The sequence below is a fragment of the Kitasatospora sp. NPDC087861 genome (assembly GCF_044742585.1).
GTDB lineage: Bacteria > Actinomycetota > Actinomycetes > Streptomycetales > Streptomycetaceae > Kitasatospora.
Genome location: NZ_JBIUUS010000025.1, coordinates 1 through 13878, shown reverse-complemented (window position 1 = coordinate 13878; position 13878 = coordinate 1). Strand labels below are relative to the sequence as shown.

At 71.7% G+C, this 13878-nt stretch carries 10 protein-coding genes and 1 pseudogene; 7 read left to right on the top strand and 4 right to left on the bottom strand.

Annotated elements, in window-relative coordinates; genetic code table 11:
- Positions 1-267: 267 nt before the first annotated feature.
- The 3 genes from ACIOJE_RS29680 to ACIOJE_RS29670 form a co-directional block, all read right to left on the bottom strand.
- On the bottom strand, positions 268-915 hold the full coding sequence (locus ACIOJE_RS29680; protein ID WP_400780288.1) for a DDE-type integrase/transposase/recombinase: 648 nt from the start codon (positions 913-915) through the stop codon (positions 268-270).
- 70 nt (positions 916-985) lie between these two features.
- Positions 986-2074 carry a sensor histidine kinase gene (locus ACIOJE_RS29675; RefSeq protein WP_400780285.1) on the bottom strand — a complete coding sequence of 363 codons (1089 nt, stop codon included), beginning with the start codon at positions 2072-2074 and terminating at the stop codon, positions 986-988.
- 10 nt (positions 2075-2084) lie between these two features.
- Complete coding sequence (locus ACIOJE_RS29670) at positions 2085-2780, bottom strand: response regulator transcription factor (RefSeq protein ID WP_280684278.1); 696 nt, start codon at positions 2778-2780, stop codon at positions 2085-2087.
- A gap of 363 nt (positions 2781-3143) precedes the next feature.
- Here ACIOJE_RS29670 and ACIOJE_RS29665 point away from each other — a divergent pair, with 363 nt between their 5' ends.
- The 5 genes and pseudogenes from ACIOJE_RS29665 to ACIOJE_RS29645 all read left to right on the top strand — a co-directional run bounded on the left by ACIOJE_RS29665 (position 3144) and on the right by ACIOJE_RS29645 (position 10617).
- A complete protein-coding gene (locus ACIOJE_RS29665; protein ID WP_400780282.1) occupies positions 3144-3524 on the top strand; it encodes an isochorismatase family protein in 381 nt (126 codons plus the stop codon).
- Positions 3525-3660: 136 nt separating this feature from the next.
- Positions 3661-3969, top strand: a complete 309-nt coding sequence (locus ACIOJE_RS29660) for a hypothetical protein (RefSeq protein WP_400780280.1) — start codon at positions 3661-3663, stop codon at positions 3967-3969.
- Positions 3970-4135: 166 nt separating this feature from the next.
- Positions 4136-5619 (top strand): annotated as a pseudogene (locus tag ACIOJE_RS29655) (ISL3 family transposase).
- 364 nt (positions 5620-5983) lie between these two features.
- Complete coding sequence (locus ACIOJE_RS29650; RefSeq protein ID WP_400780278.1) at positions 5984-8419, top strand: RICIN domain-containing protein; 2436 nt, start codon at positions 5984-5986, stop codon at positions 8417-8419.
- Positions 8420-8541: 122 nt separating this feature from the next.
- Positions 8542-10617, top strand: a complete 2076-nt coding sequence (locus tag ACIOJE_RS29645) for an RICIN domain-containing protein (RefSeq protein ID WP_280684282.1) — start codon at positions 8542-8544, stop codon at positions 10615-10617.
- A gap of 71 nt (positions 10618-10688) precedes the next feature.
- Here ACIOJE_RS29645 and ACIOJE_RS29640 read toward each other — a convergent pair whose 3' ends face one another.
- Positions 10689-12023 carry an MFS transporter gene (locus ACIOJE_RS29640; protein ID WP_400780275.1) on the bottom strand — a complete coding sequence of 445 codons (1335 nt, stop codon included), beginning with the start codon at positions 12021-12023 and terminating at the stop codon, positions 10689-10691.
- 54 nt (positions 12024-12077) lie between these two features.
- On the opposite strand from ACIOJE_RS29640, the gene ACIOJE_RS29635 reads away from it, so the two are divergent.
- Positions 12078-12821, top strand: coding sequence for a helix-turn-helix transcriptional regulator (locus ACIOJE_RS29635; RefSeq protein ID WP_280684296.1), 744 nt, complete (start codon positions 12078-12080; stop codon positions 12819-12821).
- A 34-nt stretch (positions 12822-12855) separates the two neighbouring features.
- The gene (locus ACIOJE_RS29630; RefSeq protein ID WP_280684286.1) at positions 12856-13599 is read left to right on the top strand and encodes an SOS response-associated peptidase; all 744 of its coding nucleotides are present in this window, start codon (positions 12856-12858) and stop codon (positions 13597-13599) included.
- The last annotated feature ends 279 nt before the right edge of the window (positions 13600-13878 follow it).

The window sequence follows — 13878 nt, the reverse complement described above, 5'->3', positions numbered from 1 at the left end:
ACACTTGGACACGGCCCCTGATTCCGATCTCGAAAATTCCTCAGCGTCGCGAAATGAACCAACTGGGGAATATAGGGAGCGGAAAGCAGAAGGACTCACCGGTCGATGTCGGTGAGTCCTTGAGTGCGGGGTGCATCAGTGGGCGGGACGAACCCTGCTGACTGGTTTCCGACTCACACCCGACGACCCGCCCCCGCCGAGGTCACCGGGAGTGCGCCAAGTGACCGGCTTGATCAAGCGCAACCCTGACCGCATCCGTGGCGAGGATCAGCGCAAGCTGAAGGAAATCCTGGCCCGCTGCCCCGAGTTGGACGCGGCTACCGGGCACCTGGCGAGTTCCTCGCTCTCGCACGTGGTGACCATCCAGCCCACGGTGTAGCGGGAGTAGATGTCGATCATCGTGTAGAGGAAGTAGAAGACCCACTTGTGCGGGCCTCGCAGCTTGGTGACGTCCCAGGACCAGACCTGGCTGGGGGCGCTGGCCATCAACTCGGTCTTCCTGCACGGTGGGTGGGTCGCTTGCCGGCGCCGCTCGCGGACCTCGCCGCGCTTGCGCAAGATCCTGTACATCGTGGACTCCGAGCACAGGTAGACGCCCTCGTCCAGCAACGTGGCGTAGACCTCGGCGGGTGCCGTGTCCTTGAACCGCTCGCCGTTGAGCTTGGCCACCACCCGCTCGCGCTCGGCGGGCGTGAGCGCCTTCGGACGCGGCCGGCACTCCCGGACCGGCCTCGGCGGGGGCGGGGACTTCCGGTGGTGGCGGTACCAGGTCGCCCGGTTGACGCCCAGCGCCGCGCAGGCTTTCACGCGGCCGACCACGCCGGACACCGTCTCCAGAGCCGCGGTCCGGGCGTCCTCGGCAGAGTCACGAACATCAAGCTCCTGAAGCGGCAGATGGCAGGTCGTGCCGGACATCCCCTGCTCCGCAAGCGAGTTCTACTCGTCGCCGCCGATCGCCGACAACACAGAGTCACGTCCACGCTGGCTACGTGATCGGTTTCACGGGCCGGGCCGGCGGAGGGGCGGTCGGCAGCCGCACCGTGACGTGGAGGCCGCCTCCGGGGCGCGGGGCGATGGTGAGGGTTCCGTCATGCGCTTCGACGATGCTCTTGACGATGGCCAGGCCCAGGCCGACGCCCGCGTGGTCATGGCGGATGCGTTCGGTGCCGCGCTGGAAGGGCTCGGTGAGGGTCGAGACCAGCTGTGCTGAGAGGATCTCGCCGGTGTTCTCGACGGTGAGCGTCACGCTTCCGGGATGGATGCCGGTCGTTGCCCGCACGATGCCCCGACCGGGCAGGTTGTGGACGATCGCGTTATGGATGAGATTGACTGTCATCTGCAGCAGGAGCGCGCGGGAGCCGATGGTCGGGGTGATGTCGCCCGAGGCCTCGATGGTTACGCCGTGCTTCTCCGCCATGGGAAGCAGCGTCTCGACGGCCTCCTCGACGTTCAGGGACAGGTCGACGGGCTCCCGGGTGAAGGATCGCTGGTCGGCACGGCTGAGCAGGAGCAATGCCTCGGTGAGGTCGATCGCCCTGGCATTGACGTTGTTGAGGCGTCGGAACAGCTCGCCCGAGTCTCGCGCCGGGTCGTTGAAAGCCACTTCGAGAAGGGCCTTCGTGATCGCCAGCGGGGTGCGCAGCTCGTGGGAGGCGTTGGCCGCGAACCTCCGCTGCTCGGTGACGTGCGCTTCGAGGCGCGCGAGCATGGTGTCGAAGGCGTCGGCCAGCTCGCGGAACTCGTCCTCGCGGCCTTCCAGCTCGATCCGGTGGGAGAGCGACCCGTTCGCGGCCATGGAGGTGGCGTCGGTGATGCGGGTCAGCGGGGCGAGCATTCGGCCGGCGAGCAGCCAGCCTCCCAGGAGGCCGAACACCAGCAGGAGCGCCAGCACTCCGGCCGCCGCCGGAGTGTAGGCGTGCAGCACGATGGTGCGGATGGGCACGAGCCCGTTAGGGCTGCTCGCTGCACTGGGCAGGCCGCGCAGCAGATATACCCACACGGTGGCCAGCATCAGCACGCCCGCGAGCATGACGAAGCCCGCATAGCTGAGGGCGAATTTGAGGCGGACGCTCAAGCCTGGTGTTCTAGGCGCCCGCATTGCCCTCACGCCTGATGTCCGCCTGGGTAGTGATCCGGTATCCGACGCCGGGCACGGTGGCGATGATCTGAGGTTCACCGAGGCGTTTACGCAGAGTCGAGACCGTGATGCGTACGGCATTGGTGAACGAGTCGGCGTTCTCGTCCCAGGCCCGCTCCAACAGTTCCTCGGCGCTGACGACGCCGCCTTCGGCGGCGACGAGCACGTCGAGCACGGCGAATTGTTTGCGGGTGAGTGCGATGTAACGGTCGTCGCGGTAGACCTCGCGACGGAAGGGGTCCAGCCGCAGGCCCGCGATCTCCCGCACAGGCGGTCTGATGTACGCGCGCCTGCGGTCGAGCGCCCTGAGCCTGAGGACGAGTTCACGCATCTTGAACGGCTTGGTGAGGTAGTCGTCGGCACCGAGCCCGAACCCGGAGGCCATGTCGTCGATCCGGTCGGCGGCGGTGAGCATGAGGATGGGCATGCCCGATCCCGCCGCGACGATCCGTTCGGCGATCTCGTCACCGGAGGGGCCGGGGATGTCGCGGTCGAGGACGGCGATGTCGTAGGCGTTGACGCTCAGCAACTCCAAGGCGGTGTCGCCGTCACCGGCGATGTCCGCCGCAATCGCCTCCAGGCGCAGCCCGTCACGGATGGCCTCTGCCATGTACAGCTCGTCCTCGACGATCAAGACACGCATGTACCAATGCTACGCACCGGAGCCTGTCGTCAGCCTATCGAAAAACGCATACGTCCCGGCGATGTCTCCTTCCCTTGAATGTGCGCATGACCAGTAACCCATGGGCGTTGGTCGCTCTCGTCAGGGCCGCCCGCTGAAGGGATCGGCGGTCGACGGGGGCGAGGACCGGATCCGCGAGCTGTTGCAGCAGACGCCAACCATGCCGGCCACGGTCACCGATTTGGCCCTGTCGAAGTAACGGGGTGGGGGCAGTCCGCCGGACCGCGGCCAGGACCCGTGTCTACCGCCAACGGATGCTCAGGTCTTTCACGTCGCCCCGAACATCAGCCGCCTGATCGCCGCCTGCCGCCGGGCCGAGTCCCCGTGGTCTACACCGCACAACCACCCCGCCAGCCCGCCTCGGCGCGCGGCCTGCTCACGGACTTCTGGGGGCCGAGCCTCGACGACCGCCCCGACGACCACGCGATCACCGGCCTCCTCGCACCGCACCCGGGCGACACCGTCCTCACCAAGCACCGCTACAGCGCGTTCCACGGCACGGACCTCGACGCCGTGCTCGCCGCACACGGCCGCGACCAGCTGCTGGTCACCGGCGTGTACGCCCATCTCGGCTGCCTGCTGACGACGACGGGCGCCTCGCCCACGGAGTACAGGCATTCTTCGTCGCCGACGCGGTCGCCGACTTCGACGAGCACCGGCACTGGCAGGCGCTGCGCTACGTGGCCGACTCCCGCGGCATGCTGACCGTCACGGAGGACGTGCTCGACCTCGCCTCCCGCACTTGCGGCCGCAACACCGTGTTTCACGAGCTGAACTGACGTGTAATCAGTGACACCATCCGGGCACACCGCAGAGCCCCTTCCGAACAGCCGGAGGAGAGATGACGCGCATTCTGGTGCTCGGCGAATTCCGCGCGGACCGACTCGTGCCGCCGCTCGTGCGCTCCGGCGCCGAGGTGACCGTGCTGGGCTTCGAAGACCTCACGGGCTTCCTGGACCCCCGGGGGGTCTGCGGAGCGCTGCCCCGGGACCTCACCGACGAGTCCCTGTCGGCCCTGCTGAAGAAACACGACGCCGACACCGCCGTTCCCAACATGTCCTCCCCCGGACAGGAGCAACTGCTCGCGCTGTACGCCCGCGTGCGCGACAGGATGCTGGTGCACTCGGAACCCTTCGCCACCCTCGCCTGAACAGGCGACGCCTCCGTTCTGGACGGCACGGCGGGCACGGTGTTCGAGGACGCCCGGACCGCGGCTCTGGAGACGCTGTCCGGCGTGGTCGGCCGCGTGAAAGCCTGCGCGGCGCTGGGCGTCAACCGGGCGACCGGGTACCGCCACCGCCCTCGTCGTTGAGGGTGTGACGGACGAGGGCGAGGTCATCCGGGTGTCGGCGCGGACCTGGGACGATCCGGTGCCGTGCCCGATGTGCGGGCAGCGGACGGGGCAGGTGCCTGCCTTCCACGAGCGGGTGGTCGCGGACGTGCCGGTGGACGGACGTCGGGTCGTGGCCTCGGTGCGAGTGCGGCGCATGGTCTGCCCGGTCCTGGGCTGCCCCCGGCAGACGTTCCGCGAGCAGGTCCCCGGCCTGATCGAACGCTACCAGCGGCGCACACGTCGGCTTGCCGACCAACTCGGCCAAGTCGTAAAGGAGTTAGCAGGCCGGGCGGGCTCCCGCCTCTTCCGCATACTGCCTGCGCGATCTCCCGATCGACCGCCCTGCGCCTACTCATGCGCCAGGCGGTGCCACCGATGCGCGTCCCGCGCGTGCTCGGCATCGACGACTTCGCCCTGTGCCGGCGTCAGCGCTATGCCACCGTGATCATCGACGCCGAGACCGGCGAGCGGATCGACGTCCTGCCCGACCGCACCACCAAGACGCTGGTCACGTGGCTGCGTGCGAACCCCGGGGCCGAGTACGTCTGCCGCGACGGTTCCGGCTCCTACGGCGAGGCGATCCGCCAGGCCTTGCCCGACGCGGTGCAGGTCAGCGACAGGTGGCACATGTGGAGCAACCTGTGTGGCAAAGTCCTGGCCGAGGTCCGCTCCCACGCCGTCTGCTGGGCCACCGCGGTGAACCCCGTCAGGCCCGGGGGCATACACGAGCAGACCACCCGCGAGCGCTGGCAGCGGGTCCACCAGCTCCTCGGCCAGCTCCTCGGCCAGGACGTCGGCCTGCTCGACTGCGCCCGCCGCCTCGACGTCGCCCTGAACACCGTCAAGCGCTACGCCCGCATGAAGGAGCCCACCGCAGAGCGCCGCGCACCCCGCTACAAGCCCACACTGGTCGACCCCTACCGCGACCACCTGCGCCGGCGCCGGGCCGAGGACCCCGCGGTGCCCGTCACCCACCTCCTGCGTGAAATCAAGGAGCTCGGCTACACCGGCAGCGCGAACCTCCTGGTCCGCTACATCACCCAAGGCCGCGCCGAGGGCGACAAACCGGTCACCACCCCGCGACACTTCGCCCGCCTCCTCCTCACCCGCCCCGAAAACCTGCGCGACAAGGACGCCGCGCTACTGGGGGAACTCGCCGGGACCTGCCCCGAGATGACCGAACTCGCCTGCCTGACAGCCGAATTCGCTCAGCTGCTGACCCCGGCGGAGGGCAACGATGCCAAGCTCACCGACTGGATCACAGCAGTACGCGCCGTCGCCCTGCCCCACCTGCACTCCTTCGCGAACGGCCTCGAACTCGACCGCGCCGCCGTCAACGCCGGACTCACCACCCCGCACCACAACGGCCGCACTGAAGGCGTGAACACCCGCACCAAAAGGATCATGCGACAGATGCACGGCAGAGCCGGATTCAAGCTCCTCCGCCACCACATCCTCCTCGCCTGAATCACAGCCCGTTACCACCGGATACGGGACAGAGCCGCTGGCTGGACAGGCCCGGGTGGCGTCGGGCGCCGCAGCGCGATCTCGATACCCCCACTGGTATAGGTGCCAGCGCACGGCCTCGACGGCCGATACGGGGCGGGGTATCTCCGAACGATGTCGATGATACCCCCGGGGGTACGAAAAGCACAGTGGACCTTCGCGCTCACCCCGAAGCAGCCGACCGTGCGCCGACCGTTGACGGGACTCGGACGAGCATGTGAAATACCACATGTCACCCGTCATACACATGATGCCTCGCAGCCCAGGGATTTGAACGTTCAAACCCCGGTCACGCCCCGGCCACCCGCCCGACAGGAGAACCGCCATGCCCCCCAGCCGCGCCCCGCACCGCCGACCCGTCCGCGCCCTGCCCTCGGGCCTCGCGGTACTGGCCGTCCTCGCCGTCCAGGCGATCGGCGCGGGCCCGGCCCGGGCGGCCGGCGCGGCCCCACTGGTCGACGGCGGCGGCTACGTCATCGGCGCCGCCCTGGACGGCGGCTGCCTCGGCCCGCAGTACGCGCAGTCGGCGGCCGGCACGCCCGTCGTCGTGGCGGCCTGCCAGGGACTGCTCAGCCAGCGCTGGCAGTTGCGCCGCAGCACCGACGGCTACCGGCTGGTCAACGCCGCCAGCGGGCGCTGCCTGACCCTCGACGGCACCGGGCGCCGACCCGGCACCGCCGACTGCGACACCGACCCCGCCGCCGGGACCTTCACCATCTCCCCCGCGCCGGGCGGGAGTTACACCCTGGCCGCGCACGGCGCCTGTCTCACCACGGCGGAGGCGCCCGAGCGGAACGCAGCGCCCGAGCGGAACACCGCATCCGAGCAGGACACCGCATCCGACCGCCGGCACTGCGACGCCCGGCCCGCCCACCGCTGGACCCTCACCCGCAGCGAACCGCTCACCCTCACCGACCCCGGCTTCGAACAGGGCACCGACGGCTGGACCCTCACCGCGCACACCGGCGTCGCCACCAACAACCCGCACAGCGGCACCCGCCTCGCCTACCTCGACGCCGGCCCGGGCTACCGGATCAGCCAGCAGGTCACCGCCGTCACCGCGGGCAGCTACGACCTGTCCGCCTGGATCGCCACCGGCGGCGCCGGCGGCACCTTCGCGGTCAGCGTCAACGGCACCGTGGTCCGCTCGACCACCCTGCCCGAGCAGCCCACCTACGCGAAGTACACGCTGCCCCGGGTGCGCGTCGCGGCCGGCGACCAGCTCACCCTCACCATCGGCTCCTCCCCCACCGGCTGGGTCAACGTGGACGACACCGCCGTCGCCCCGTCCGCCCCCAGGGACCCGCAGATCAGTTCTTCCGACCCGGAGGTCGTCGCCCTGTTCGACTGGGCCAAGACCAAGGCCAACAGCTGGGTGCAGCAGGCCGGCACCACCGGCGTGCTCGACATGGACGAGAACAACCCCGGCGGCACCGGCACCACCACCTACGACACCACCTACTGGGCCGGCTACCCGTTCCGCTCCGACTTCTACAGCCGCGACTTCGCCCACCAGCTGGTCGGCGCCCACCTGCTCGGCCTGGACGCCGAGAACAAGACCATGCTGCGCGGCTTCGCCGCCTCCGCCACCGAGGTCAACAAGCTCTACCCGGTCTGGGCGCTCAACTTCGACGCCAAGACGTACGGCAGCATCGACTACCGCGGCCCCGACCGCTTCGTCCGCGAGCTGCCCGCGCCGTTCGAACTGGTGGAGAAGGCCGGCGAGGCCTACCGGTGGACCGGCGACCGCGACTACGCCGACGACCCCACGCTGAGCGGCTACGTCCGCAACACCCTCGGCCCCTTCATCGCCCAGCACCCCGGCCCGGTCGACAACGGCGGCATCCCCGTCCCGCAGGCCACCAGCCGCAGCATCTTCGCCGGCACCGCCAGTTACGCCGAGAACGCCACCAGCACCTACGCCGAGGCCGGCGATGCCCTCGGCGCCCAGTACCAGGCGTACCTCGCCGCCGCGACCCTGGCCGCCGCGCACGGCGACACCGCCGCGGCCACCGGCTACCAGCGGGCCGCCACCGCGCTGCGCACGTACGTCAACACCACCTGGAGCGTGGACCCGCAGCAGCCCGGCGAGGTCGTGCACGGCTACGACACCACCGGCAAGCCGGTGACCGGCTGGGGCTACGAGTCCAGCGTGCTGATGCCGGTCAAGCAGCTGCTCGACCCGGGCCCGCGCCGCGACGGCCTCCTCGCCGCGATCGACGCCGCCGACTCCGGCCCGCAGCGCTCGACCAACCTGGAGGCCTTCACCTACCTGCCGGACGCTTTCTTCGCCAACCACGACGGCGACACCGCCTGGAAGTGGATGCGGCAGATCTACCAGGGCGTCGACCAGCTCCACGCGAGCGGCCGGATGCTCAACGGCGACTACCCCGAGGTCCCGTTCACCCTGCTCAGCCAGACCGTGCAGGGCCTGCTCGGCGTCCAGCCCGACGCCGCCGCCGGCACCCTGGTGACCGCCTCCCAACTACCCGCCTCGATGGGCTGGTTGCAGGTCGCCGACATCCCGGTCGGCGCCGGCTCGGTCACCGTCCGGCACGACGGCCACCGCGGCAGCACCCTCACCAACACCGGACGCGCCCCGCTCACCTGGGAGGCCCGCTTCACCGGCCGGCACAGCGGACTCACCGTCGACGGCAAGGCCCGGCCCACCCGCACCACAACCGTCGACGGCGTGACCTACACCTACGCCACCGTCACCGTCGCCCCCGGACACACCTCGACCGCCGCCGTCCTCGACTGACCCCCGGACGCCGTCACCGGCTGACCCCGGGCGCGCCCCACGGCCGATCCGCCCCCAACCGACCGGCCGTGCCCACGAGTTGCCCGATGCAGCACCCCTCCCCCCACTCCCCAGGAGCGCGCATGCGCCACATCCCCCACCGCCTCGCGGCACCCCTGCTCGCGCTGGCCCTCGCCACCACCGGCCTCGGTGCCCTCACCGTCGGTGCGGCCGCCCCCGCCGCCGCCCTCGGCAACGGCAACGCCCTCACCCCGCCGATGGGCTGGAACTCCTGGAACTCCCTCGGGACCGAGGTCACCGAGGACCAGGTCGTCCAGACCATCGACTTCATGGCCGCCAACGGCCTGGTCGCGGCCGGCTACGACACCGTCACCATCGACGACGGCTGGTCGCTGTGGCACCGCGACGGCCAGAGCAGCGACATCGTGCGGACCTCGTACGGTTCGATGCAGCTCTACGACGCCGCCGGCAACCCGGTCGCCGGCACGGACGGCACCGGCAACGACCCCACCTCCGGCCACCTCGTCCCCCGCCCCGACCACTTCCCCTCGCAGACCGTCAACGGACGGACCGTCAACGGCATCGCGTACCTCGCCCAGTACGCGCACAGCAAGGGCCTGAAGTTCGGCCTGTACGGCACCGACACCTACCTGACCTGCCAGATGCACCCCGGCAGCCTCGGCCACGAGACCACCGACGCCGCCGACTTCGTCTCCTGGGGCGTCGACTTCGTCAAGTACGACGACTGCCCGTACGGCCCGCCGATCACCGGGCCGGACGGGCACGGCTACGGCACCCAGGGCGAGGGCAAGGAGCTCACCCGCTCCGTCTACGCCCGGGTCCAGACCTTCCAGCACGCCCTCGACGCCGCCTCCGCCGCGCAGGGCCGGCCCAAGGTCACCCTCAGCGTCTCCGCCCAGCCCGTCCACACCGGCGTCCCGTACCTGCTCGCCGCGGACGACCCGGCGCGCACCGACCCGGTGATCCAGGCGGCCGGCACCGCGCCGTTCCAGGCTCCCGGCTACGCGCCGACCGGCATCTGGTGCGGTCAGGTCGCCAACCTCTGCCGGATCGGCGGCGACCGCGACAGCGAACTCGACGGGGTGCTCTGGAACGGGCAGTTGCAGACCGCGCTGCAGTACCCCGGCAACGTGCGCCCGGGCAGCTGGAACGACCTCGACATGATGTTCACCGGCTGGCAGGACGTCTTCGGCCTCTGGGGCACCACCGACACCTGCACCTGCCACAAGCCGTTCACCGACGACGAGTCCCGCACCGAGACCTCGGTCCTCGCGATGCTCGCCGCCCCGCTGATCTCCGGCGCCGACCTGCGCACCGCCGCCCAGTCCCAGCACAGCGCGGACGGGCACACCTGGTCCACCGGGATCGACGCGGCGAGCCTTGCGGTCCTGAAGAACCGCGACGTCATCGGCATCGACCAGGACTCCCTGGCCAAGCCCGCCACCCTGGTCGGCGCCAAGCCCGCGAACGCCACCGCGCCGGTCGTCCTCAAGCGGCAGCTGGCGAACGGCGACACCGCCGTGCTGCTGGTCAACCAGGACCCGGCGGCGAGCCACGCCGTGAACACCAGCCTGGGCGAACTCGGGCTCACCGGGCCCGGCTACACCGCCAAGGAGCTGTGGACGGGCGCGAGTTCGACCGTCACCGGCACGCTCGGCACCACGGTGGCCCCGCACGGCGTGGCGCTGTACCGGCTCAGCGCGCAGCCGACCACCGTCCCGACCGCCGTGGTCGACGACGGCCGCTACCACGCGCTCAGCCCCGGCGGCAGCGGCGGCCTGGTCCTGGAGGTCGCGGGCACCTGCAGCGCGCCGCTGGGCGCCGTCGCGGACGTCAACACCTGGTGGCCCACGCACACCTCCGAGCAGTGGACCTTCACCACCAACCCGGACGGCACCGTCCGGATCAGCGACAACTGCGCCACCGCCACCCACGCACACACCGTGCTCACCGCCGGCACCTCCCCCGGCAACAGCGCCTCCCTGCTGAGCTACTCGCCCGGCAACCCCTCGCAGGAGTGGCGGGTCACCCAGAACAGCGCCACCGGGGCGCTCACCGTCACCAACGTCGCCACCGGCCTGGCGCTCAACGCCGGGAGCGGCACGGCGGGTTCGACCGTGACCACGGACCCGGCCGACGGCGCCGCCGCCGGGCAGGGCTGGAGCGTCGCGTCCTGAGCCGCTGACCGGACTCCCGGACCCCTGGCCCCACCGCTCACGGCGGTGTCCAGGGGTCCGCGAGTCCGTCGTCAACCCCCCGCCTTCGCGGCCGCCGACCGGTCCCCGGGCGCGACGGGCGCGACGGGCGCGACCGGCACGACCGGCACGGCGGGCTCCGGCAGGGTGCGGAACAGCAGCCAGCTGAGCACCGGCATCAGCACCAGCGGCAGCAGGGCGGTGCGCAGCGAGGTCGCGTCCGCGAGGCCGCCGATCAGCGGGCTCGCCAGGCCGCCGATGCTGACGGTCAGCCCCAGCGTGATCCCGCTGGCGGTGCCGATGCGCGAGGGCAGGTAGTCCTGCCCCAGCGTGACCTGCAGCGAGAACGGCACGTACAGGCCCGCCGAGGTCAGCGCCACGCACCCGTACAGCGCCGGGCCCGGCACCAGCAGCACGCCCGCCACGGCCACCGCCGCGACCAGGTACGACCAGCGCGCCACCGCGACCCGGCCCCAGCGGTCCGCGAGGGCGCCGCCCAGCACCGAGCCCACCGCGCCGCCCGCGTACAGCACCACCAGCGCCGCGGTGCCCGCCGCCGTACCGCCGCCGACGCGCTGGGTGGCGAACAGCGAGAGGAAGGTGCTCAGGCCGGTGAAGACGATCGAGCGGCACACCACGGCCAGCGACAGCCGGACGAAGGAGGCCCGGTCGTCGGGCCCCGTCACCGGTGCCGGTCCGGTCCCGGCGGCGCGCCGCCGCTCCAGTTCGCGCAGCACCGGCAGGCACAGTGCGGCGCCCGCGAGCGCCGGCAGCACCAGCAGCGGGGTCAGCCGCAGGCCGCCGCCCGCGACCACCACGGTCACCAGTAGCGGGGCCGCCGCGAAGCCCAGGTTGCCGCCCAGCGAGAACCAGGCCATCCCCCGGTGGCCGTCCCGCGCGGCCAGCCGGGCCACCCGGGCGGACTCCGGGTGGTACGCGGCCACCCCGACCCCGGACAGCGCCACGAAGGCGAGGGTCAGCGGGTACGAGCCGCTCACCCCGCTGAGCGCGATGCCCGCACCGCCCACCAGCGTGCTCACGGGCAGCAGCCAGGGCAGCGGCCGCCGGTCGGTGATCGCGCCGAGCAGCGGCTGCGCCACCGAGGAGAGCAGCGAGGCGGCGAGCACCACGCCCGAGACGGCGGCGTAGCCGTAGCCGCGCTCGGCGACGAAGAACGGGACCAGGGCGGCCACCGCGCCCTGGTAGACGTCCACACAGGCGTGTCCGACGGACAGCAGGGTGATCGAGGAGTTCCGCCTGCCGGGAGTCCCGTGCGGCCTGCCGCGTGTTCCGCTCAGCCCGTCGGGTGTGCGGTGCGGCTCGGCAGGCGTTCCGTCCGGGGTGCCGGGTGTACTCGTCGGCGGATTGTCAGGTGTGCTGGTCGGCATGCCGCCATGTTCGGCGCACCGCCACCTGTCGGGCTTCCGATAATCTGACAGGTGATGCCGACAATCCGCCATGACCCCGTCGCCCCGACCCGCACCCAACGGCTGGCGTCCGGCGCCGGGATCGACGCCCACCGCCACGACGACCACCAGATCGCCTACGCGGCCCGGGGCGTCCTGGCCATCACCACCGACGCCGGCTCCTGGGTCGCCCCCGGCACCCGCGCCATCTGGGTCCCGGCCGGCACCGTGCACGCCCACCAGGCCCACGGGGAGCTGGAACTCCACCTGGTCGGGCTGCCCGCCACCGAGAACCCGCTCGCCCTGGACCAGCCGACCGTCCTCGCCGTCGGGCCGCTGCTGCGCGAGCTGATCGTCGCCTACACCCGCGCCCCCGAGGACGACAGCCCCGAACGGGCCCGGCTGCGCGGCGTCCTGCTCGACCAGCTGCGCGCCTCGCCCCTTCAGCCGCTGCACCTGCCCACCCCCACCACCCCGCTGCTGCGCACGCTCTGCGACCTCCTGCAGGCCGACCCGGCCGACCCGCGCACCCTCGCCGAGCTGGGCCGGGCGGTCGGCGCCAGCGACCGGACGCTCTCCCGGCTGTTCCGCGCCGACCTCGGCATGACCTTCCCCCAGTGGCGCACCCAGCTGCGGCTGCACCACGCGCTGGTGCTGCTCGCCGAGGGCCTGCCCGTCACCGCGGTCGCGCACCGCTGCGGCTGGTCCTCCGCGAGCGCCTTCATCGACGTCTTCCGCCGCACCTTCGGCCACACCCCGGGCCGCCACCCGGCGGGCTGAGCGGCTGTCCGAGGGAGGTGGCAGGGTGGGGGGCATGTGCGGTCGCTTCGTCTCCACCACCACGCCCCAGGACCTCGCCGCCCTGCTCGGGGAGCTCCGCTGGGATCCGGCCGAGTCCTTCGCCCCGAGCTGGAACGTCGCGCCCACCGACCCGGTGCCCGCCGTCCTGGAGCGCGTCGACCGGGAGACCGGCGAACTGTCGCGGCAGGTGCGCGCGCTGCGCTGGGGCCTGGTGCCGTCCTGGTCCAAGGACCCCTCCGGCGGGGCCCGCATGATCAACGCCCGCTCGGAGACGGTGCACCTCAAGCCAGCCTTCCGCAAGGCCTTCACCACGCGGCGCTGCGTCATCCCCGCCGACGGCTACTTCGAGTGGCGCGAGGTCCCCGCCACCGCCGACCGGAGGAAGTACAAGCAGCCGTACTTCCTCAGCACCGGCTCGGTCATGCTGATGGCCGGCCTCTACGAGTTCTGGCGCGACCGCACCCGGCCCGAGGACGACCCGGCGGCCTGGCTCGCCACCACCACCGTCATCACCACCGACGCCACCGACAGCGCCGGGCGCGTCCACGACCGGATGCCGCTCACCATCGCCCCCGACGACCTGTCCGCCTGGCTCGCCCCCGACCTCACCGACGCCGGCGAACTCCACCACCTGCTGCGCCGCCCCGCCGACGGCGCCCTGCGGGTGCGGGCCGTCTCCACCGCCGTCAACAGCGTCCGCGCCAACGGCCCGGAACTGCTCGACACCTCACCGGACCCGCTGGGGCTGGCGGACTGACCAGGGCCGGACCGGCCCTAGTGTTTGCAAAGTCCCGACGGGTCCGCGACGCCGGGCATCCCGCCTGGACGCACGCCCGAATCGCCCAAGTACGTCCAGTACGAGGACGTTCCCGGCGCACGCCCAGCCGGGCGCCCAACGCCGCGGCCTGGTCCGACGCGACTTTGCAAACACGCCCTAGTCTTGACTCTGTCGGGGATCTTGGTCGCTACGGCGTCAGCTGACGGCTCGCCAGGAACGCAAGCGCTGGATACCTTGCTGGTCGAGGTGCTCCTGGAA